The following is a 21,385-nucleotide window of genomic DNA, read 5'->3' as shown; positions in this document are numbered from 1 at the left end:
GCTTAGCTCAGCCTGACAAAGAAAACGTCATTTTAATTGCTTTTTTTAGCATAAAAATTAACCCTCGAAGTGACGGAGAAAGAAACGAGAATTAATGAACTTGTACGTCGTTTTGCGTGAGGGATTGAAGTGGAGCTCTTTTTATTACTGGCTTTTTTGGCCAGTAATAAAAAAGCGGGAACGTAAAGCCCGACCCGTAGTTTTTACGGAGGGGCACGCCCAAATGCTTTTTATTAAGGATTAGGTACAATCAATTTGTTGGTGGATAGTTCGCCACTTGGGATGGGCCAAATGTAGTTGCTGCTGGATACTAAAACTAAGGGTGCGGTTCCTATGGCGCCTTTTTTGGCGGGTAGGGTTTGGAGGTTGCGTTGTAAATCCATTAAGCGGAGGCCTTCGCCTAGGAACTCGATGCGTCTTTCGGTACTGAGGGTTTGTAGTAGGGCTTCCTTTGTATTGATGGCGGTAGTAGGAAAAACGAAGCTTGGATTTGAACGGTTGCGCACGGCTTGTAAAAGGGATGTTGCTGTGGCGAGATCATTGTTTTGGGCTTTGGCTTCAGCATAATTTAGTAAGACTTCGGCATAACGCAGTACGGGTACGTAATCTCTAAAAGGGGCTGTGGCGAGGCTGAATTTTTTAAGTAACTTTTGGTTGGCACTGTTTTTTATAATCAAACTGGCGCGAGAATCATCGGTGGTATTGAGTGCGGGATCGTTAGCAATTCCCTCTGTAGCAAGGTACAAAATAGGTTGTCCCAAGTAGGTAAAAGCTAGAGAACTCTGGGCAGTAGGTGTTTCGGTGGTACTATTGGCAAAAGGGATGGAAAAAATAGCTTCAGGACCAGTGTAACTTCCTGTAAAAATGGCATTGTATGTTGGCTCTAATTTTTGGGTCAAATTCCCTGTATTGTATTGGTAAGGTGCATTGATTGAAATAATCTTCTGTCCTTCTTCGATGACTTTGTCAAAGTTGTTTTGAACAAGATACACTCTTGTTTTTAGGGCGATGGCTGTTACTTTTTTGGCTCTTGAGGTGTTGAGTAAACTGGTGGTGTACTCAGTTGGTAAATCGGTTTCGGCTTCGTTTAAATCTTTTAGGATTTGGTTGTAAATTTCTTCAATGGTGCTGCGTGCTAAGTCGTTATTCCCTGCGGATGTAATGGGTGTAAGTCGCAAGGGCAAGCCCAAACCATTTTTGTCCAAAGCATAGGGTTTAGCATAGGTTTGAATGAGACTGAAATAGGCCAAGGCACGAACAAACTTGGCCTCGGCAATGTAATTTTTGGCTAGATTTTCAGAGACAACAGTGGTTCCTTCTAATTTGCTAATCAAAATATTGGACGCATTGATAGCGGTATACCCCACAGACCACACATTATTGACAAAATCATTGGTCGAGGCCACGTTTTGATTCCACACCGCTGAACCTGCGGCGGCGTTTCCGTCACTTTGTCCAAATTCATCAGCGCGTTGCTCGTTAAAAACGAGGTAACGACCGCCATAAAAACTTTGGTTTTGGAGCAAACGGTACAAATTATTGACTTGTGCCAAAATCTTGCTTGGAGTACTATAGGCTTCTGCTTCGGGGATACTGGTTTTGGGCGTGGTGTCTAGCAAGTCACTATTGCAAGCGGTTAAAGACAAAACGATGAGACTAAGTAAAATATATTTTTTCATTATGAATGCGTATAAATAATAAAACTTAAAAACCAACATTTACCCCAAAAGTAAAGGCTTGGGCATTGGGTGGAACGTTTTGGTCTTTTCCTGAATTGATGGAATTTCCGTTGATAGAAATCTCTGGATCTGAGCCTCGATATTTTGTCCAAGTGTACAAATTACTGGCTTGTAAATACACATAAATGGTGCTGAGACTGTTTCTTAAAAATGTTTCTTTGATAGGAACGTGATAACCAAGAGCGATGTTTTTGAGTTTTAAGTACGACCCATCTTCGACTTTTGAAGTGCTGGTAAATGAAAATCCTGCGGAGACATTATCACCATAATACAATTTTTGAATATCCGTAATTTGTCCAGGGGTTGTCCATCGGTCTTTGATGAATTCTCCGTTGTTAAAATAACGTTGATCTGAGTTGGTGGCACGAGTACCATTGTATAATTTATTGCCCGAAGCAAAAGTAAAATTGACATTCAAATCAAAATTCTTGTATTTGAACGTATTGTTGACTCCTCCAAAAACGGTTGGTAAAGATGGCCCTTGTATCAGTCCATCCGTATAATTATCAATCGCAGGCGCCGCTGAACCATCAAGATAGGTCCATTTTGGGGAACCAATATGGTTGTACTGAACTTCTTTTCCTTGGCTATTAATGAAAACCATTTGTCCGTTATCTGGGTTCACACCTTTGGTAGGAACGGCAAATATAGATCCTATGGAATGCCCTTGCCGTGTCATGTTTTGAACTCCAAAAACACTGGGTACAAAAACATCATTAGCCAAATCAGTTACTCGGTTTTTGAGTGTGGATAAATTCAGTCCTAGATTCCATTTGAAATCCGTGTTATTGAGGACCAAAGCATTAATTCCTAACTCAATTCCTTGATTGTACATGCCTCCACTATTTGTACTAATGGCATTATTAGGTATTCCTGCCGATAGTGCTTGCGGAGCTTGTAGGATCAAATCCTTAATGGTGTTTTTATAATAATCGAATTCGACCGTGATGCGATTGTCAGCTACGGAAAAATTAAATCCCAAATCGAATTTTGAACTCGTTTCCCATTTCAAATTAGGATTAGCCGTTTGTGAATATCCTAGCGAAGGACTGCCTCCATACGTAGCCGAATTATAAGTTCCAATGGCTGGGTAATCCCCTATCTGGCTATTACCCACAATACCATAACTTGCACGTATTTTTAGATTATTGACTATTTGACTCAAACGACTGTTTGCATAAAAACGTTCTTGACTAAGATTCCAACTAGCTGAACCACTACCAAAATTTCCGTATTTATTTCCATCAGCCAAAGCCGAAAGTCCGTCACGACGGAAATTAAGACTAAAGAAATACTTTTGTTTAAAATTGTAATTTATATTGGTAAAATAGGACAACAAACCATTCTGAGCATATACATTCCCAATAGGCGAAATATTGATAAATGATCCTTGATAATTAGTATAGGAAGCATCCGTCATATTGCTCTGCATTGCTCCCCAACTGTTTGTTGTAGTTTTTATTTGCTCTTGTCCTAACAATACATTTAGATGATGATTGAGACTAAACTGTGAATTATAACTCAATAAGTTTGTCCAATCGCTACGTAAATATTTGGTTTGAATATTGGTTGCCACTCCAATTGAAGAGGCGCCACCACCATGAATGGGATTTAAAAAGGAACTATTAGCTACCTGCAAGTTATTAAGCCCTAAACTGGTTTTGAATTTTATGTTTTTGATCAAATCAAATTCACCATAAACACTCCCTAGAAATGCATTATTCTCTGAGGAATTTACATCAAGATTTTGTACCATTGCTAAATTATACGCATTGATTGTACCAATAATCGAAGGAATATTAGCACCATACCCTACGCTAGTCCCGTTTTGAATACTATACGAACCATCCGCATTGTACACAGGTACATTTGGCGGCAGGACATACGTCATACGTCCCAAAGGTTCATTGGTAATATATTCCGTATTATAAGCGGACGAAGCGGTTGAATTACTAGTAATAGCTCCTGTATTAGGACTTAAATTTGTTCCGTTACTATACGATAAATTCGCGCCTACTTTTATAAAATTATTGAGCTGGTGATTGATGTTTAATCTTGAACAATAACGTTCGAATGAATTGTTCTTGATAAAACTATTTTGATGGGTATAGCCTGCCGAGAAAAAATAATCCGTTGTTTCATTGGCACCTGAAACACTAATGTTATGATTGCTTGAAAAACCAGGTCTATAAGCTACATCATACCAATTGGTATCCACAGTACTTCCATCAGGGTTTTTAGATAAAAAGTAACCTGGTGCTTTTCCAGCATTGACCAAAGCTTCATTTTTTATCATTACATAATCTTCAGCATCTAATAATTTAGGTAAATTATAAGGCGTATTGACACTGTACCAAGTGTCGTAATTAAATTTTGTTTTTCCTATTTTACCTCTTTTGGTTGTGATTACAATAACACCGTTAGCTGCTCTTGAGCCATAAATAGCGGCCGCAGAAGCATCTTTGAGCACATCAATGCTTTGAATATCATTAGGGTTAATATCGGACAATGGATTATTTCCTGCCATTCCGCCTATCGATCCCACAAAAGCACTCACACCATCAATAACTACCAAAGGGAATAGCCCTGACGTGATAGTGTTAAGTCCGCGAATCCTTAAAACAGGAGTGCTGTTAAGGATTCCTGATGGCTGTATAACATCAACTCCTGTTGCTTGACCTCCTAGCAACTGATCAAAACTTGTAGCTGGACGATTTTGTAGTTGTTTTGCTGTTACTGTTGCTACCGATCCTGTAAAATCAACTTTCTTTTGAACTGAATAGCCACTGGACACCACTACTTCGTCTAGTGTGTTGTTTTTTACATTCAGCACTATGCTAACAAATTCAGAGGTTTTTAAATGGATTTCTTTAGAATGATATCCGTCTAAATCGAACTTTAATTTCAATGGTAAAACAGCGTGTGTACGAATAGAAAAAACACCGTTATTATTAGTTAAAGTCCTTTCATTTTCCCCGTCAATAGAGACTACTACATTTTCTAAGGCTGTGTTTTTAATTGAAGTTACACTTCCTTTTAAAACTATTTCTTGAGCAAAAAGGGAATTTGAAGAGAGGATAAAAAAGTATAAAAAAATTCGAAAACGAACTGGAATGCCTTTCCAGATTTTCAATATAGAAATAGCTTTCATTTATAAAAAAATAATACGGTTAAAACAGAAAGAAAAACATAAAAAAACTCCAAAACCATTGCTAGATTTTGAAGCTTTTTTAGAAGTATATTATTATTTTTTAGAAGTAACTTTAAATAAATCGTGGGTATCGTTATTGTTTGCTACCAAAACATATTTTGAGTTGTTATTCTTGATAGAGACACAGTTACGTACATCTTTATTAGCAAAGAATCCTGAATTGAAACTAGGGACAAAAGTAAATCCTTTGTCTGAATTCTTTTTCAAGAAATACCCTAAACCAGCATCAGAACGAGTGGTTTCAATTTCAGCCATATAGTTGTTTCCAGCCATCAGCAAATCTTTTCTACCATCACCATCAAAGTCTTCGAATAAAATACTGTTAATAGGCGATACCTGAACTTCATTTGAAAAAGGTTCGAAAACAAATTTTGATTGTCCGTTATTGATAAAAATTCCAGATCGAAACTCATTAACCACATAGTGTAAAGCCGAATCAATAGCACCTCCTACAATTCCTTTTAAATCTGCTGAAGCGAAATTATTGTAACTCGTGATTTTATTTTTCAAATGAGGCATCTGCTGTGCCGTACAACTTTTTCCTCTTACTGGCACTGTTTTATTTTTGTACTCATTAGCTAAAAATATGTCTTCGACACCATCGTAATCAAAATCGTGCGTATAAACATGAAACGGTTTTTTCGCTGTAGCATGAAATTTATAATTCAGTCCTAGATTACCCGCAACTAAATCCATATCCCCATCATTATCAACATCCGCAACTAGCAATTTATTCCACCAGCCTTTAGCATCAGATAATGATTTATAGGAATTACTTTGAATTAAACTTCCATTGGTATTCAAAAAAACTTCAATTCCCATCCATTCACCACAAACAATTAAATCTAGTTTTTTGTCGTTATCAATATCAAACCAAACGGCATCTGTAACCATTCCGATATTTTGAAGTTTACGCGCTTTAATTTGTGTTTCATTGGTAAACACCCCTTTGTTATTAATCAAAAGGAAACTCTCTGGTGCGTAAGGATATTTATTTGGAATGACTCTTCCGCCTACAAATAAATCAATATCTCCATCGTTATCATAATCACAAGGTGTCACAACGGAACCTGCTGAAATCATTTCGGGTAAATTATTTAATGCACGTTTAAATTGTCCTTTACCATCGTTGAGATACAAACGGTCTTGCAATAATTTTGGCGTTTTATCAAATTCATAACTTCCACTTACTACGTATAAATCTTGATCGCCATCATTATCTGCATCAAAAAAACAAGCACCTACATCTTCAAATTCTTTATCAGCCGTAAAAGCAGCTACACTAGAACTACCAATTAAATTGTTTTTGTTGCCCAACAGCAATTGTCCTGCTTGGGAATGTCCTCCACCTATATATATATCCTCTACTCCATCATTATTCACATCAGCTTTAGCAATTGCCGGACCTGTTTGTGACAATTTATGAGGTAATAAAATTTGGTATTTATAATCATCTGTAGTAGGATCAACGTGTTTGAAGTTAAAAGGTACTTTAGAAAAAACCGTAGCATTTGTTGCTGTTATTTTACCCAATGATGATGCATTAGCATAATTAACGACTAAAACTTCATTAGACTTACTATTTTTTACTATTTGTTTTTTACCGTCAGGCCAAATAATTTCTAACTGCTTAATAGCGTCATCGTTTTTAAATCCAAAATGCAATTGATTAGAAACTGCTGATAAAAACCCTTTGGTATTAATTAATTGTCGGGTTTGTTTGGCACCACTTTTAAGCAACAAATTAACTTTTGTCCCTACTCCAAACGGATTGGTTTTAGGACCTTTTAAATTAACAGCTAGAAAGCTACCTTTGTCTAATTCTCTTGAATTATTTTTAAGTATCGTTGCTGCTTCATTAATATTGTTAACTACTAAATCTAAATCTCCATCGTTATCTAAATCTGCATAAGCAGCACCATTTGAGAACGTACTTTTAGCATTATTCCATTTTTTTGAAGTGTCTTCGAAAGTTAAATCTCCATTATTTTTATAAAAATAATTGGTCAATTTTTGTTGTGGCAACATTTTAGCAAAACTCAAGAAATCTTCTTTTGTTGGTTTTCTTTGATTTTGTTTTAAAATAGCTAAAATTTCATTGTTTTTATCTTTATCAATTACATCACGATAGACACCATTTGTCACATAGATATCATTGAATCCATCCAAATCAAAATCAGCAGATAGTATGGCCCAACTCCAATCAGTATTCGCAATTCCAGCCATTTTACTGATCTCGCTAAATGTTCCATTTCCGTTATTGAGTTGTAACATATTGTGCATGTATTGATAGTGATGGTCTTTTTGAACCATTTCATCAAAATTCTCTTTTGAAGTCATTCCCATAGTTGTTTTGGAGCGAATATAATCTTCAGGATTCATGTCGAGGGTCATCAAATCCAACAACCCATCATTATTAATATCCGCAATATCCCCTCCCATACTATTAAAGGACATATGTTTTACTACTTGGTTCCTTTTATCGGTAAAAGTTCCATTTCCGTTATTGATATAAGCAAAATCAGGTATGTTAAAATCATTACATACATAAATATCCAAATAGCCATCATTATTTAAATCACCTACTGTTGGATTCAAACCAAATCCTATATCAGGTACAATTCCTGCTTTAACCGAAACATCAGTAAAATGTCCAGTTCCGTCATTATTGTATAATTTATCACTACCCTTTTTAGAAATAGTTGTTGGGTTACTCTTGATTGTAATAAAATCAACCAATTCAGGTTTAGCCGTCATGTCAGGTGTATTGGACACATATAAATCCAAGTCATTGTCATTATCATAGTCAAAAAACACAGCATTTATAGATCTGTTTTTATCAGCAACACCTAATTCTTCCCCTTTTTCAGTAAAAGTCAAGTTTCCGTTATTGATAAATAACTTATTAGCAAACTTATTATTTGAGTCATCCCATCCACCTCTAGAGATATAAATATCCATAAAACCGTCGTTGTTGACATCGGCAACTGTTACTCCTGTATTAAAACCAGCTTCAGTTGTAATTCCGGCTTTATCGGTAATATCTTCAAATTTTAAATTGCCTTTATTTAGATATAATTTATTTTTATGTGTGTTCGATGTAAAAAACAAATCTACTAAACCATCATTATTAAAATCTGCTGTGGCTACCCCACCACCGATATAAGTATAATTGTACTGGAAATAATTAACATCAATATCTTCTTGAAGTACATTAATAAAATCAACACCCGTATCATTTGCGTTTAGGGATGTAAATAACTTTTCACTATCATCATCAGAGGATACTTCTGATTTTTTACATGATTGGAATATTGTAAGTGATAAGACTCCTATAATAAGGTATTTTAAAGAATTTGATTTAAACATAAAAAATAATGATTGTTGTTATAAAAAATCCGAACAAGTCAGAGTTAAAAATACAATTATTTAGCAACTATTGCTTCTAAATTTAAAAAATAACGGCATCACCCTAAAGTGATACCGTCAGTAAATATTTTTTATACTTTTTTAAAAATTTATGGTTTAAGTTCAGGGTGTTTAGCAACTTCACCTGCAGGAATAGGAGAGAAATAGTTATCTGTTCCTAGAGAGCCTTTTATAGGATTAGTCGCTGTAGTGATTGGTCTTGGACTAGCAACTCCATTCGTGTAAGTCGTTCCTATTGAAACTCTTGGGTTTCTATTCCCTAAAGCTTCTTGTACACGTTCCATACGCACTAAATCATTCCACCTTAAAAACTCACCTGCTAACTCCCATTTTCTTTCTGTAAAGGCAAGTTCCGCAATATCTCCTGTAAGAACATCAACTGTAGGATCTGCAGTTGCAAAAGGCTTACCTGCAGCTCTACGTCTTATTTGATTTAGAGCTTCCCATGATGCAGCTGTTATATTACCTGACCTACCCGAAGCTTCAGCAAAAATTAATAAAACTTCAGCATATCTCATATAGTAGTCATTTCTATCTGTTTCAAAAGTTGCATAATTATTATCAGAAAGTGGCCCGATTATCTTTTTAAATAAAGGATTTTGTTGGTCCGTAAATTGAGTCCAACTGCGCATTAATGAACTTGATAGATTAACTTTATATGTTTGATCTAAAGGATCCAATGGCTTCACTTTTTCAACAGGAATATCTGTAATATATGTTGCTTTTTTTCTAGGTCCTTCAGGAAAGTCCTCAAAGAAACGAATCTCTGCAAAAGTTTCTTGCCAACCTGCAAAATCACCTGGCATACCTAACATTCCAAATTTACGGTTAGGAACTCCGCAAGATTTACAATAAGAAATGGTAAATATCCCCTCAGTATTAAACCTTCCTCCAACAGTCCAAAGGTTTTCTAAATTACTTACTAATTCGAATCCATGAGAAACCTTCTCATCAATTACTTTTTTAGCACTTGAAGCAGCAGTTGCATATTTTGTATTATCTTTTACAGGAAAGCCAGCCCAATCCATATACAGTCTAGCTAATAAAGCTCTAGCCGAACCAGAATTAGGTCTTGGTGCACCTGGATTTACTCCTGGATATTTTGCTGGAAGCAAACTTTCTGCCTTTAGTAAATCAGTTTCAATTTGTTTGTAAACATCAACTTGAGATGCCAAAGTAAGCTTAGGTTCTGGTGTTGAAACATCAAGAGTTAATGGAATTCGACCGTGAATACGTGTCAGATGCAAAAACAAAGTACCTCTTAAGAAATATGTTTCCCCTATTAATCTATCCTGAGCAGCTTTATCTGCCAACACCAATCCCTCACTACTAGCTAAAACAGTATTTGCTGCTCTAATCATAGAATAACAATTAGACCAAGTATCACGTACTCTAGAATTTTCGGGTGTTACATTTCTTTGATCAAATTCTCTAAAATCTGCTTTATTACTTGCTGCATGAGTAGTAATATCATCTCCTGCCCAACTACTTACATAAAAAGTAGTCATCCAAGCAGCACTTCTTAATTGACCATAAATACCTGTTACTGCATTTTCTAACTCAGTTACATTACTATACTTTTTAATAATTTGATTTGAAATTGCTGGATCTTCATTTAAGTCAGCACAACTTTGAAAAGTCATGGTTAACCCCAAGAAAAAACTTGACACTACAAATGTCTGGGTTATATACTTTCTATATTTATTTAATTTTATCATCTGTATTATTTTTAGATTTATTTCTACAAAGTAACTTTTACACCAATATTATACACCCTTGGATTTGGATAAGCTCCCGTGTTAATTCCCGATCTTACATCATCATTTCCTTTTCCATCTGGTGTCGAAGAAGTATGTTCAGGATCGTAACCTGAATAATTTGTTATTAAAAACAAATTTTGACCTCCTGCATAAATTTTGATTGCATCAACGCCTTTTATTCCTTTAAATGTATAACCAACATTTAAATTACTTAACCTGATAAAATCTCCTTTTTCTACAAATCGAGAGGAATTATAATACGTTGAATTGGCAGGAATATCAGTTTCATTTGTAGCCGTCCATTGATTTACCTGGTCAGCTGCTAGAAAACTTCTTGAATCTCCAGCACCTCCAGTAATCGAAGCTTGAACTAAATTATACACATCAAAACCTGTTACTGCTTGCATAAAAAAGTTTAAATCCCAATTTTTATACGTAAAAGTATTGTTGAATCCCCAAAGTGCTTTAGGTGTACCATTCCCTATACTTTCAAATACGGGGTCAAATTTATCATCTAATTTGTATTTAGCATCCCCTGGTTTTGCAATAGGAGTTGAAGCACCTGGTTTTGTAGGAATGTTGTCTGTAGTCTTCCAAGTTCCCAAAAACACAGCACCATATAACTGACCTATTGGCTGTCCTTTTTCAATTACATTTACGGGTCTAGCTTGTCCTCCTGGAGCGTAGAAGGTACCGTCAATAGAATTTAGATTATCATATAAATCCACAACTTCATTTTTCATAAATGACACATTTAGATTTGAATTCCATGTGAAATCATTTACTTTCAAAATATCACCTGATAATGAGATGTCGATACCTTTATTTCTTATTGACCCAACATTTCTAAGCAAACTAACCGCCCCATTATTCCCTCCGTTAGTATTACTTACGGGAACATTTAATAATAAATCAGTTGTGTTTTTCACATAACCATCAATTGCTAAATTTAATATATTATCAAACAAACCAAAATCTAGACCAACATTAAATTGTTTAGTAGTTTCCCATTTTAAATCTGGGTTATTGAAACTTACTAATATACTCCCTGTAGAAGCTGAAGTCCCATCAAATGAATATTGGTTATTACCAAGTAATCCATAAGAACCATAAGGATTGATACCTGCATTTCCTACCTCACCATATCCAGCTCTTAATTTAACTGAATTCAAATATTTATTTTCGTTTAACAAATCATTAAAATTATAAGCTAAAGCAAATGATGGAAAAACTTTTGATTTGTTATTTTGAAAAACAGACGAAGCATCATTACGAACAGTAGCAGTTAACAATAATTTTTGGTCGTAATTATACTCAGCACGCCCCATTACTGATTCGATTGCTAATTCATTAAAACTAGTATTAGCAGTTTGTGACGCACTTGAAGTCACAGCTGGAAAAAGATAATATCCTAACGGCAAACTCAATTGGTTTGCAGCAAAAGAATTATTTCGATTTTGGTAACCCGAAAATTCATAAACACCCGTTAACTTAATTCCATGTTTACCATAATCTTTATTCCATGCTAAAATATTAGACACTTGATATGTTTCATTTGCATTAGAGTTATAACTAGTATTAGGCTTATGGTCAGGAGTCTCTACTAAATATTTTTGAGATGAAAAGTTCGTTAATGTCATCCCTGAGATTAATGAATAACTAAAGTTATTAGTAAAACTATAATTTAAATTCAAGTTTCCGCTTACTCTATTTCTAAAGTCATTCAAATCCGTTTCATTCATTAAAAAAACAGGATTGTCATTAAGTGAACCAATACCCCTAATTGACCTTAAATTATAATTTCCATTAGCATCATAAACAGGAGTAGTCGGATCCCAAGTAACCGCTTTTAATAGTGGACTACCTTGAAAAAGGTTAAATCCGTTTAAATCATTTTTAGTATTTTCTTTACTTCCAAATAAATTCAATGTCACTTTTAATTTATCTGTAACATCTGTCGAAACATTGGCACGCAATGACCCTCTTTTATACCCCGTATTAATAACAATACCCTCTTGATCAACATAATTCCCAGACAAATAGTATCTAATCTTACCTTCGGAACCCGAAGCTGACAATTGTAAGGTCTTAGTAATACCTACTTTATAAATTTCATCTTGATAATTGGTACCGCCTTTAATTTTTAATTCATTGATGTCGGCATCGGTAAAAATTGGCGACCCTCCAACTCTTACTCTTCTTGCATTTTCAATTGTAGCAAAATCAGCAGCATTTAATTGATCCAGAAAACGAGGTACTTCGGAAATTGTTGTAAAATAATCTACATCAATCTTAGCTTTCCCTGAACCTCTTTTTGTAGTAATCATGATGACTCCATTAGAACCTCTTGAACCATATATCGCTGTAGAAGAAGCGTCCTTCAAGATATCCATAGAGGCTATATCGTTTGGATTTATAGAACGCAAATCACCTCCAATGATTCCATCTATAACAACAAGCGGATCATTATTTCCAGTAATCGAGTTTACTCCACGAATTCTAATTTTAACACCTGCTCCAGGAGCTCCACTTGATTTAGAAACAGTAACCCCGGATGCTCTACCTTGTAAAGCATCTTCTACTCTACTCAAAGGCTGATCTTCAAAAGATTTTGCAGAAATTTGTGAAACAGCTCCTGTTAAATCCTTTTTTCTAGCCGTTCCATATCCAATTACTACAACTTCTTCTAATGAAGCAACGTTTGGTACTAATTTCACATTTATAACCTTATTTTTTCCTACTTTAATATTTTGAGGATTATACCCAATAAACGAAAACATTAAAACATCGCCTTCTTTGGCAGCAATACTAAACTTACCGTCTATATCAGTTGAAATCCCTGACACAGAACCTTGCTTAAGTACATTCACTCCTGGTACCCCCTGATTGGTCTCATCAGTAACTTGGCCTGAGATTTGCTGAGCATAAAATTCCTGTACACTCATCAATGTCAGGAAAAAGACGAAATACGAGCTCTTTCTTAAATACCTTGTAATTTGTTTTTTCATAATTGTTTGTAATTTGGTTAATAATTTTTTGGTTTTTTTTGAATTTAATATTAACAGGTTTTGACTTATTAAGTTATGCTTTTTTTAACATAAATATACAGACTTATTTCAAATAATAAATAATTCAAAACATAAACAAATCAAATATGTTAAAAATTATCATTATTAAATTAGCCAATATATTCTTTAAATAGTAAAATATTACCCAATAAAATAAACATTCAGTAAATATATAGATTACCGATAAAACATATGTGTAAACAAGTAGAACATATGATTAAAACAAGGCTTTTCTGAACTAAATTTACCTTAAAAAAACTAGATATTATATAGACAGAGCTTCCTAAAAACAGACCAATAATGAAAAATGCCCCAAAAAGTATCTAACTTATTGGGGCATCTTCATTATGTATTTAAGACCTTCTGACATCAATATCTAAATACAACAAAAAACGATTGGTATTTAATTCTATTTCTGATACAACAATGACTGAATCACTTCAAATGAAATGGAGTTGTCATCGTTTACAAAGTATTTCAACAATACCTCTCCCCAAATTTCGCCATCACTATAATCAGCTATAATCCAACGGTGATTTAAGATTTTAATTTTATTGATTACAAATTTATTAGCACCAATCTGGTCTTGACCTGTATAAGGATTTCCTTTGGGATTGGAATTCAAATCCAATAATCTCTCCTTCACATATGGAATCAATTTTTCGTAGGCTATCGCTTTTTGAACATTTTCATTGTCAAAATAATTCTGAGCATTTTCATTTTTTTCTAAGGAAAAATAAGCGGCGTCATTTAGTTTTGTCGAAACAGAAGTCAAACTATCTTTTAACTTTTTAGTCACTCTTTCATAGCGTGCTTGCTCAAACTCTACTTCTTTACTATAAAAAGCATAAGTAAAAATATTGATTAATATCAACAGAATGAAAGCATAAAGCAAAAATGATCTTTTCATTTTAATAGTAAATTATAAAGTGATTTCTAAATTATCGTAAGCAAGGAAAACGTTATCAGGTAATTTTTTTTGAACTTCTTCATGAAAACCCATAATATGACTAATATGAGTCAAATAAGCTCTTTCTGGTTTAACCAAAGCGATAAAATCCAATGCTTCTTGTAAGTTAAAATGTGAAAAATGAGGTTCTTCACGCAACGCATTAACAACCAGAACTTTTAGGTTTTTTAGTTTTGCGATTTCTTCGACTTCAATCGTTTTTACATCCGTTAAATAGGCAAAATCATCTATTCGATACCCAAAAACCTGCAAATCACCATGCATCACATTTACAGGAACAATTTCTTTATTACCTATTTTAAAACTGGTATTATTAACAACTTCATGCACCTTAACTGATGGAGCACCTGGATATTTATTGACTGTTTCAAAAACGTAATCAAAACGCATTTTCAGATTATCAATAACCCTTGTATGAGCATAAACGGGCATTTCTCCCTGTCTAAAATTAAAAGGACGAATATCATCCAATCCAGCCGTATGATCTGCATGTTCGTGCGTAAAGAGAATAGCATCTACTTTTTTACAATTAGAAGCTAACATTTGCTGTCTAAAATCAGGACCACAATCCACTACAAATGAATAGTCTTCCCATTGAATTAAAATAGAAACTCGCAACCTTTTGTCCTTACTATCCTTGCTCAAACAAACAGGATGATCGCTACCAATAATTGGAATTCCTTGAGAGGTACCTGTCCCTAAAAAATATACTTTCAAATCGTTTTAATTTTTTACAAAAATAACATTAAATCTCTTTCTTTCCTTATCAAATTCATTAACTTTGTGACATATTAGCCATATTTACACAAAAAAAATGGGTACTGAAATAAAATTAAAGGGTGACAAAGTCATCGAACAAATACCTTCTATAAAGGACAAGGCACTTCGCATCAACTTAAACGAAAACATTTACGGTACTTTTGCCGAAATTGGTGCCGGACAAGAAACAGTGAGACACTTTTTTAGAGCCGGAGGTTCGTCAGGTACAATTGCAAAAGCCATGTCTGCTTACGACAAAGACTTTAGTGACGCCGTTTACGGCGAAGAACGCGATGGTCGTTATGTAACCGAAAGCCGTCTTAAAAAAATGCTAAGTCATGAGGTAGGCCTAATCGAAAAAAGGCTTAACCGTGAAAAACATCCTAATAAAATGTTTTTTAGTTATGCCAATACCGTAGCTACGATTGATTTTGCTAAACAATTCAAAGGACACGGATGGGTAGGAATAAGCTACCAAATCGAACCTGATGAAGATTACAACGAAATTATCCTTCACATCCGTTTTAAGGAAACTGATGTACGATTGCAACAAGAAACTTTAGGTATTCTTGGGGTAAACTTAATTTACGGGGCTTATTACAAATACGATGACCCTAAAAAATTGTTGCGCTACTTGTATGACCACCTTGACAAAGACCAACTTGAAATTGACACCATTAACTTCTCGGGGCCAAGATTTAAGGATGTAGACAACCGTTTGATGAGTTTACAACTGGTAAAAAACGGAATGACAGATGCGGTTATGTTCAACCCAAATGGAAAAAACATTTTACCAGCAGCTATTTTATACAAAAAAAATATTTTGGCGCTAAGAGGAAGCTTCCGTCCTGTAACCAAGGTAAACATGGACATGTACAAGCGTTCCTTGAATATGTTCCTTAAAGAAAAGAAGGTTGAAGAGAAGAACACTTTGGTAATTTTCGAAATCACACTTTCAAATTTACGCTCTGATGGTGAAATTGACGAACGTGATTTTATGGATCGAGCCGAATTGCTTTGTTCACTTGGTCAAACGGTAATGATTTCGAATTTCCAAGAATACTACAAAGTGGTTGAATATTTCTCTAACTACACCAAAGCTCGTATGGGATTAGCTATGGGAGTAAATAACTTAGTTGATATTTTTGATGAGAAATATTACCGCCATTTGAGTGGTGGAATACTGGAAGCTTTTGGAAAACTATTCTTCAGAGATATGAAAGTATTTTTATATCCAATGTATGATGAAGAAGGAGTATTAACCACTTCACAAAACTTAAAAGTACATCCACGAATGAAAGAGTTATACAAATTCTTTAAATTCAATGGAAAAGTAATTGATATTGAGGATTTCGACCCTGATAATCTAGAAGTGTTTTCTAGAGAGGTGTTGAAAATGATCCATAACGGTAAACCTGGATGGGAACGTATGCTTCCTGTAGGTATTGCCGACTTAATCAAAAAAGACTGTCTATTTGGTTATGAACCCAATAAATCTTTAGAAGAAAATCATTAAGCTTCTTAAACAGATATAAAGCAAGAACATTCGTAGTTCTTGCTTTATATTTTTCATTATAATACAAGAAATTTAGTCACTCCCAAATGTCTTAATTTCCACAAATAAAATTGCTCTGAAAACCTATATCATACATACTCGTTTCATCACCTTACTCGTTCTACTGTTTGGCCTATCCGCTATAAATGCCAAAGAAACAGAATGTATTTTCAGAATCAACGATACCATCATCTCCAAAACCAAATCAACAAATAAAGTAGCTACAGATAGCATCAAGATTCGGGTTAAAAAGAAAACTAAAAAAAAGCCCCTAAAAAAGACTAATTCAATTGTAACCTATACAATTTATAGCAACGGTACAATAGAAAAGTATATTCCGAAATTGATTAAAAAGGAATTTAAAGATAAATATAAATATGTCTACAAAGACTCCAAAGGTGGCCAACATGAATTAGGTGAATTCCGAATTTACAAAACTCAAAAATACAAAGGTCCCAAAGGCGAAACTGTAAATCTAATTAACTTGGAAGAAGTCCCTAAAAGTTATAAAAAAGGGAAATATCAGTACCATTTTAATGTTGACTCCCCCAGATCATATGTGAACGAAAGGACATTAGCCAGTTTTTTTGGAGCGATGTTAGAAGTTAACTATTTAGATATTGGATGTAACGGTTTCAGCCATAAAGACGGCTCATCTAAGCCTAGTAAAAGTCATATTAATGGAAACAATGGTGATTTTAAGTATCTTCGAATTGATAAAGCATTAGAGTGTGGTTCAGGAACAAGTTTAAACATCATCAAAAGTCCTGATTCCTTAGACTATAAAAGACAGAATAAATGGAATGATGCGTTATATAAATTTGGATGGAAATCAATGCTGGGATGGACTTATTTATCAAAAGGCAAGAAAAAATATCTAAATCATATTCCACATAACACGAAGAATCATTACCATCATCTTCATATTCAACATTATGAACCTCTTTATAAAGAAATAAAAGAATGAAAAAAATAGCCTTTCTAATGACACTAGCAGTCTTTTTTTCTTGTAAAAAAGAGACCGAAAAACCTATAATTTCTAAGGAAGTTAAACAAGATACTACAACCCTAATTTATGATTCTAAAGCAATAGCACCCTACTTTAAATTCGATGAAGAGCTTATTGAATATAAAATTGTTGGCTTAAAGGATAACCAAAAATTCACTCCAGATGAAATAACATTTCCGTTAAAAGAAAATGATTTTGATTATATAAAATCTCCTTCTTTTGATTATTATCTCGTCCATACATTTGATATTGACACGATACACTATAAGGTTCTTGCCTATAACAGTTATGGCGAAAATGACGCTAAAGTTTTGAATGTACAATTGAACAGTTATGTTTCTGGAAAACAAAAAGATGCATTATTATTAGACTGCCGATTTACTTTTGAAACCGAATATTATCGAAATTTCACTATCCGTTCCAATCGCACTATTGAAATTAAAAAAGTAGCTGTAGAAAGTTTAATTTTTAACGAAGCTGGTGATATAATAGGAAACAAAAAAGTAAACGACACCATTAGTGAAGTTGTAAAATACAAGATGAATCCATCGGGGAAATTCACAAAAATGTAGATTAATCGCTTCTTGATTGATATAAAAACAGAAAGCCTCCTCTTAATCGAGAAGGCTTTCTGTTTTTTTTTATTCCTTTAAAATTTGAGCAGCGTGCTCTTTAGTTTTCACCTTTTCGATTACTTCTTCAATGATTCCGTTTTCGTCGATGATAAAGGTTGTTCTATGAATTCCATCATACTCGCGTCCCATGAATTTTTTAGGCCCCCAAACGCCAAAAGCTTCAATGACTTCTTTGTCTTCATCGGCCAATAAGGGAAATGGGAAATGATATTTTTCTTTGAATTTGGCTTGTGCTTTGGCCGAATCAGCACTAACTCCAATTATAGCATAATTATTCGCTTGAAAGCGTTCAAAATTATCTCTTAAATCACAGGCTTCGGCAGTACATCCAGGAGTGCTGGCTTTTGGGTAAAAGAAAACTACTAATTTTTTTCCTTTGTAATTGGCTAATTCATGAACTTTTCCATCTTGGTCAATTCCCCAAAATTCGGGTGCTTTATCGCCTTTTTTAAGTGTTGTCATAGTTTGATTTTTTGTTTCAGGTTTCAGGTTTCAGGTTTCAAGTTTCAGGTTTCAAGTTTCAAGTTAACCTACTTTCAAGATATGAGTACAGCTAACTCTTAGCTTATATCCCAAGTCATGCTTTCACAAAAATAGGTAAAATGCCCCAGATGGTAGTGGAAAGCCCGGACTGAAAAAACCTATTTTTTTCTTGGTCAAAAAGAGCGACCGATAGGAAGCTCCTTTTTGACCTTAGAAAAAAAGGTTTTTGAAGGAGGACTTGTAACGTACAGCTGGATTAGGCGCATTGTACTTTTTATGCTATTTTTACATTCCATAAAATTACTAAAATGACGAAGCAAGAGCGTGTAACATTTGTTATAAATACGTTAAAAGAATTATATCCCACGATTCCGATTCCACTTGACCATAAAGACCCTTATACCTTACTGATTGCGGTTTTATTATCAGCGCAGTGTACTGATGTACGTGTCAATCAGATTACCCCTTTGCTGTTTGCGAAGGCTGACAATCCGTATGATATGGTTAAAATGTCGGTAGAGGAAATCAAGGAAATCATTCGTCCTTGCGGACTTTCGCCAATGAAATCGAAGGGAATTCATGGTTTATCACAGATTTTAATTGAAAAACATAACGGTGAGGTTCCTCAGAGTTTTGAAGCACTTGAAGAACTACCTGCTGTAGGGCATAAAACGGCGAGTGTGGTGATGTCACAGGCTTTTGGGGTTCCTGCTTTTCCTGTTGACACGCATATTCATCGCTTGATGTATCGTTGGAATTTGACTAACGGCAAGAATGTACAACAAACGGAAAAAGATGCTAAACGTATTTTTCCTGAAGAAATTTGGAACGATTTACATCTTCAAATTATTTGGTACGGACGAGAATATTCACCTGCTCGAGGATGGGATTTGGAGAAAGATATTATCACGAGAACCATTGGCCGAAAAACAGTAATTGATGACTATTATAAAAAATAAAATCACTAATTCGAATAGTCAAATTAGTGATTTAATTGGGGCAAAAAATCAGTTTGAAATAACTTCAATACTATTATTCTGAACCTTCAAAATACGTAATGCTTTTGAGTAATTCAATAAAAAAGAAACGACTTCTTTTTTAGGTTTTAATGTTTTTGGAACAACATTTTTTGAGTAAATTTTTGGCATAGTGTAGTATTTAAATTTATACTACAACGAGATTTTTATTTAAATATTGTTAATTAGTTAAAATAACTTGATGCTTATCAATTACCTTTCTCAAATTCATTAAGGCGTAGCGCATTCTACCTAAGGAGGTATTGATACTCACACCTGTAATTTCAGAAATCTCTTTAAAACTCATGTCTTGATACATGCGCATTACGAGCACTTCTTTTTGGTCAGCTGGAAGTTCTTCTAATAATTTTCGAACATCAGTTTCTACTTGTTCTAGAATTATTTTATTCTCGATATTCAGTTCCTCATCACTCATAATCGAAAAAATAGAGAATTCCTCAGTTTCGCGAAATAGGGGCATTTTTTTGTTTTTGCGAAAATGATCTATGATTAGATTGTGCGCTATACGCATTACCCATGGGAGAAATTTCCCTTCTTCATTATATGAATTGGATTTTAACGTTTTAATTACCTTGATAAAAGTGTCTTGAAAAATATCATTTGAAATATCTGTATCAGAAATTTTTGAATAGATAAATCCGTAAATACGTGATTGGTGTCTTTTGATTAATACTTCCAAGGCTTTTTCGTTCCCTGCTACATAATCTTTTACGAGCACAGCATCTGAGAGTTCTACAATAGCCATAATTATACCTTTTAGTTAGTTTTACTGGAGTTTATTTCTAAAAAAGTATTTTTATTGTATAGGCTAGGTGTTTTTACTGTTAATTCGTTTACCAAATTTAACAAATATTTATTCTAAAAAACAAATTTATGCTAATAAAAATATAAATAACCAAAAAAAGCAACTCCTTCTAAAATGTTTGAAACACAGAGGAATTGCTTTTCTAAATTGCAAAATTGCGCTTTGTAGCTACTGATAAACTTTGATGTAATCAATGCAAAAATCTTGCGGAAAAATGGTGTCATCCACTTCTGGACCTCCAAAACTTCCTCCTATTGCCATATTAATTATCAAATAAAAAGGTTGATTATAAGGCCAAATAGCTTCTGTTTTATTGATAGGGTTAAACGTATATACCAATGTATTATCTACAAAGAAATCAATCTTTTCCTTTGTCCAATCAATAGCATACAAATGATAACCTTCTTCAATATTATCTATACTAGTTTTCTTTGTATTGACAGTATTGCCATGGCTGTCTTGTGTATGAAGGGATGTAAAGACCATTTTAGGTTCTTTACCCACATATTCAAGGATGTCTATTTCTCCACATTTGGGCCATCCAACTTGGTCAATATTTGCCCCCAACATCCAAAATGCTGGCCAAATTCCATGACCAATAGGTAATTTAGCTTTAGCTTCTATATAACCATATTGAAATTCTTTTTTCCCTTTGGTCGTAATACGAGTTGAACTGTATTTATCTCCTTCTTTTTTGGCTGTAATAACTAATTTCCCGTTTACTAATGTATGGTTTTCATTAGTATACAATTGTCTTTCGTTATTACCCCAACCGCAGTTGGGGCATCCATCTCCTAGTTCAATGTTCCAATTTTTATTGTTTAGTTCTTTCGTTTTAAAATCTTCTTCCCATACTAATTTTTTACTTTTTGGCTGCGCAAAAGACAGAGTTGTAATGAGAATCAGGAATAAATAGCTTTTCATC

16 protein-coding genes are annotated in these 21,385 nt (G+C 34.2%); 4 read left to right on the top strand and 12 right to left on the bottom strand.

Features of this window, described 5'->3' with window-relative positions; genetic code table 11:
* Positions 1 to 233 precede the first annotated feature (233 nt).
* From SLW70_RS07890 to SLW70_RS07860, 7 genes are all read right to left on the bottom strand, one after another.
* Positions 234 to 1,679: a RagB/SusD family nutrient uptake outer membrane protein gene (locus SLW70_RS07890; RefSeq protein ID WP_320891566.1), complete on the bottom strand. Its 1,446-nt coding sequence runs from the start codon at positions 1,677 to 1,679 to the stop codon at positions 234 to 236.
* 25 nt (positions 1,680 to 1,704) lie between these two features.
* Positions 1,705 to 4,890: a SusC/RagA family TonB-linked outer membrane protein gene (locus tag SLW70_RS07885; protein WP_320891565.1), complete on the bottom strand. Its 3,186-nt coding sequence runs from the start codon at positions 4,888 to 4,890 to the stop codon at positions 1,705 to 1,707.
* A 93-nt stretch (positions 4,891 to 4,983) separates the two neighbouring features.
* Complete coding sequence (locus SLW70_RS07880; protein WP_320891564.1) at positions 4,984 to 8,319, bottom strand: VCBS repeat-containing protein; 3,336 nt, start codon at positions 8,317 to 8,319, stop codon at positions 4,984 to 4,986.
* 149 nt (positions 8,320 to 8,468) lie between these two features.
* Positions 8,469 to 10,097 carry a RagB/SusD family nutrient uptake outer membrane protein gene (locus SLW70_RS07875; RefSeq protein WP_320891562.1) on the bottom strand — a complete coding sequence of 543 codons (1,629 nt, stop codon included), beginning with the start codon at positions 10,095 to 10,097 and terminating at the stop codon, positions 8,469 to 8,471.
* 23 nt (positions 10,098 to 10,120) lie between these two features.
* Positions 10,121 to 13,147 carry a TonB-dependent receptor gene (locus SLW70_RS07870; RefSeq protein WP_320891561.1) on the bottom strand — a complete coding sequence of 1,009 codons (3,027 nt, stop codon included), beginning with the start codon at positions 13,145 to 13,147 and terminating at the stop codon, positions 10,121 to 10,123.
* 469 nt (positions 13,148 to 13,616) lie between these two features.
* Positions 13,617 to 14,117, bottom strand: coding sequence for a hypothetical protein (locus SLW70_RS07865; RefSeq protein ID WP_320891560.1), 501 nt, complete (start codon positions 14,115 to 14,117; stop codon positions 13,617 to 13,619).
* Positions 14,118 to 14,129: 12 nt separating this feature from the next.
* Positions 14,130 to 14,894, bottom strand: a complete 765-nt coding sequence (locus tag SLW70_RS07860; protein WP_320891559.1) for an MBL fold metallo-hydrolase — start codon at positions 14,892 to 14,894, stop codon at positions 14,130 to 14,132.
* A gap of 97 nt (positions 14,895 to 14,991) precedes the next feature.
* Between SLW70_RS07860 and SLW70_RS07855 the strand changes: the two genes are divergently transcribed.
* The gene (locus tag SLW70_RS07855; protein WP_320891557.1) at positions 14,992 to 16,452 is read left to right on the top strand and encodes a TonB-dependent receptor; all 1,461 of its coding nucleotides are present in this window, start codon (positions 14,992 to 14,994) and stop codon (positions 16,450 to 16,452) included.
* 123 nt (positions 16,453 to 16,575) lie between these two features.
* Here SLW70_RS07855 and SLW70_RS07850 read toward each other — a convergent pair whose 3' ends face one another.
* Positions 16,576 to 16,725, bottom strand: coding sequence for a hypothetical protein (locus SLW70_RS07850; protein WP_320891555.1), 150 nt, complete (start codon positions 16,723 to 16,725; stop codon positions 16,576 to 16,578).
* Between the two features lie 109 nt (positions 16,726 to 16,834).
* Here SLW70_RS07850 and SLW70_RS07845 point away from each other — a divergent pair, with 109 nt between their 5' ends.
* Both SLW70_RS07845 and SLW70_RS07840 read left to right on the top strand, forming a co-directional pair.
* On the top strand, positions 16,835 to 17,458 hold the full coding sequence (locus SLW70_RS07845) for a hypothetical protein (RefSeq protein WP_320891553.1): 624 nt from the start codon (positions 16,835 to 16,837) through the stop codon (positions 17,456 to 17,458).
* On the top strand, positions 17,455 to 18,072 hold the full coding sequence (locus SLW70_RS07840; RefSeq protein ID WP_320891551.1) for a hypothetical protein: 618 nt from the start codon (positions 17,455 to 17,457) through the stop codon (positions 18,070 to 18,072). The genes SLW70_RS07845 and SLW70_RS07840 overlap by 4 nt, the downstream gene beginning before the upstream one ends.
* A gap of 69 nt (positions 18,073 to 18,141) precedes the next feature.
* Here the strand turns inward: SLW70_RS07840 and bcp are convergent, their stop codons facing one another.
* Positions 18,142 to 18,597, bottom strand: a complete 456-nt coding sequence (bcp, locus tag SLW70_RS07835; protein WP_320891549.1) for a thioredoxin-dependent thiol peroxidase — start codon at positions 18,595 to 18,597, stop codon at positions 18,142 to 18,144.
* A gap of 329 nt (positions 18,598 to 18,926) precedes the next feature.
* Between bcp and SLW70_RS07830 the strand changes: the two genes are divergently transcribed.
* The gene (locus SLW70_RS07830) at positions 18,927 to 19,577 is read left to right on the top strand and encodes an endonuclease III (protein ID WP_320891548.1); all 651 of its coding nucleotides are present in this window, start codon (positions 18,927 to 18,929) and stop codon (positions 19,575 to 19,577) included.
* 48 nt (positions 19,578 to 19,625) lie between these two features.
* Here SLW70_RS07830 and SLW70_RS07825 read toward each other — a convergent pair whose 3' ends face one another.
* The 3 genes from SLW70_RS07825 to SLW70_RS07815 form a co-directional block, all read right to left on the bottom strand.
* Positions 19,626 to 19,766, bottom strand: coding sequence for a hypothetical protein (locus tag SLW70_RS07825; protein ID WP_320891547.1), 141 nt, complete (start codon positions 19,764 to 19,766; stop codon positions 19,626 to 19,628).
* A gap of 49 nt (positions 19,767 to 19,815) precedes the next feature.
* A complete protein-coding gene (locus SLW70_RS07820) occupies positions 19,816 to 20,400 on the bottom strand; it encodes an RNA polymerase sigma factor (RefSeq protein WP_320891546.1) in 585 nt (194 codons plus the stop codon).
* A 228-nt stretch (positions 20,401 to 20,628) separates the two neighbouring features.
* Positions 20,629 to 21,384 (bottom strand): glycoside hydrolase family 16 protein, encoded by a 756-nt coding sequence (locus tag SLW70_RS07815; RefSeq protein ID WP_320891545.1) that lies wholly within the window; start codon positions 21,382 to 21,384, stop codon positions 20,629 to 20,631.
* Position 21,385: the final 1 nt, after the last annotated feature.

The sequence above is a fragment of the Flavobacterium sp. NG2 genome (genome assembly GCF_034119845.1).
GTDB lineage: Bacteria > Bacteroidota > Bacteroidia > Flavobacteriales > Flavobacteriaceae > Flavobacterium.
The sequence above is the reverse complement of the archived record's forward strand: the minus strand, read 5'-3'. Positions and strand labels throughout refer to the sequence as shown.

Bases quoted from the DNA above. Each gene is read 5' to 3' on its own strand.
- SLW70_RS07890 (WP_320891566.1), bottom strand. From the start codon at position 1,679: ATGAAAAAATATATTTTACTTAGTCTCATCGTTTTGTCTTTAACCGCT.
- SLW70_RS07885 (WP_320891565.1), bottom strand. From the start codon at position 4,890: ATGAAAGCTATTTCTATATTGAAAATCTGGAAAGGCATTCCAGTTCGT.
- SLW70_RS07880 (WP_320891564.1), bottom strand. From the start codon at position 8,319: ATGTTTAAATCAAATTCTTTAAAATACCTTATTATAGGAGTCTTATCA.
- SLW70_RS07875 (WP_320891562.1), bottom strand. From the start codon at position 10,097: ATGATAAAATTAAATAAATATAGAAAGTATATAACCCAGACATTTGTA.
- SLW70_RS07870 (WP_320891561.1), bottom strand. From the start codon at position 13,147: ATGAAAAAACAAATTACAAGGTATTTAAGAAAGAGCTCGTATTTCGTC.
- SLW70_RS07865 (WP_320891560.1), bottom strand. From the start codon at position 14,117: ATGAAAAGATCATTTTTGCTTTATGCTTTCATTCTGTTGATATTAATC.
- SLW70_RS07855 (WP_320891557.1), top strand. From the start codon at position 14,992: ATGGGTACTGAAATAAAATTAAAGGGTGACAAAGTCATCGAACAAATA.
- SLW70_RS07850 (WP_320891555.1), bottom strand. From the start codon at position 16,725: ATGCTATCTGTAGCTACTTTATTTGTTGATTTGGTTTTGGAGATGATG.
- SLW70_RS07840 (WP_320891551.1), top strand. From the start codon at position 17,455: ATGAAAAAAATAGCCTTTCTAATGACACTAGCAGTCTTTTTTTCTTGT.
- bcp (WP_320891549.1), bottom strand. From the start codon at position 18,597: ATGACAACACTTAAAAAAGGCGATAAAGCACCCGAATTTTGGGGAATT.
- SLW70_RS07830 (WP_320891548.1), top strand. From the start codon at position 18,927: ATGACGAAGCAAGAGCGTGTAACATTTGTTATAAATACGTTAAAAGAA.
- SLW70_RS07825 (WP_320891547.1), bottom strand. From the start codon at position 19,766: ATGCCAAAAATTTACTCAAAAAATGTTGTTCCAAAAACATTAAAACCT.
- SLW70_RS07820 (WP_320891546.1), bottom strand. From the start codon at position 20,400: ATGGCTATTGTAGAACTCTCAGATGCTGTGCTCGTAAAAGATTATGTA.
- SLW70_RS07815 (WP_320891545.1), bottom strand. From the start codon at position 21,384: ATGAAAAGCTATTTATTCCTGATTCTCATTACAACTCTGTCTTTTGCG.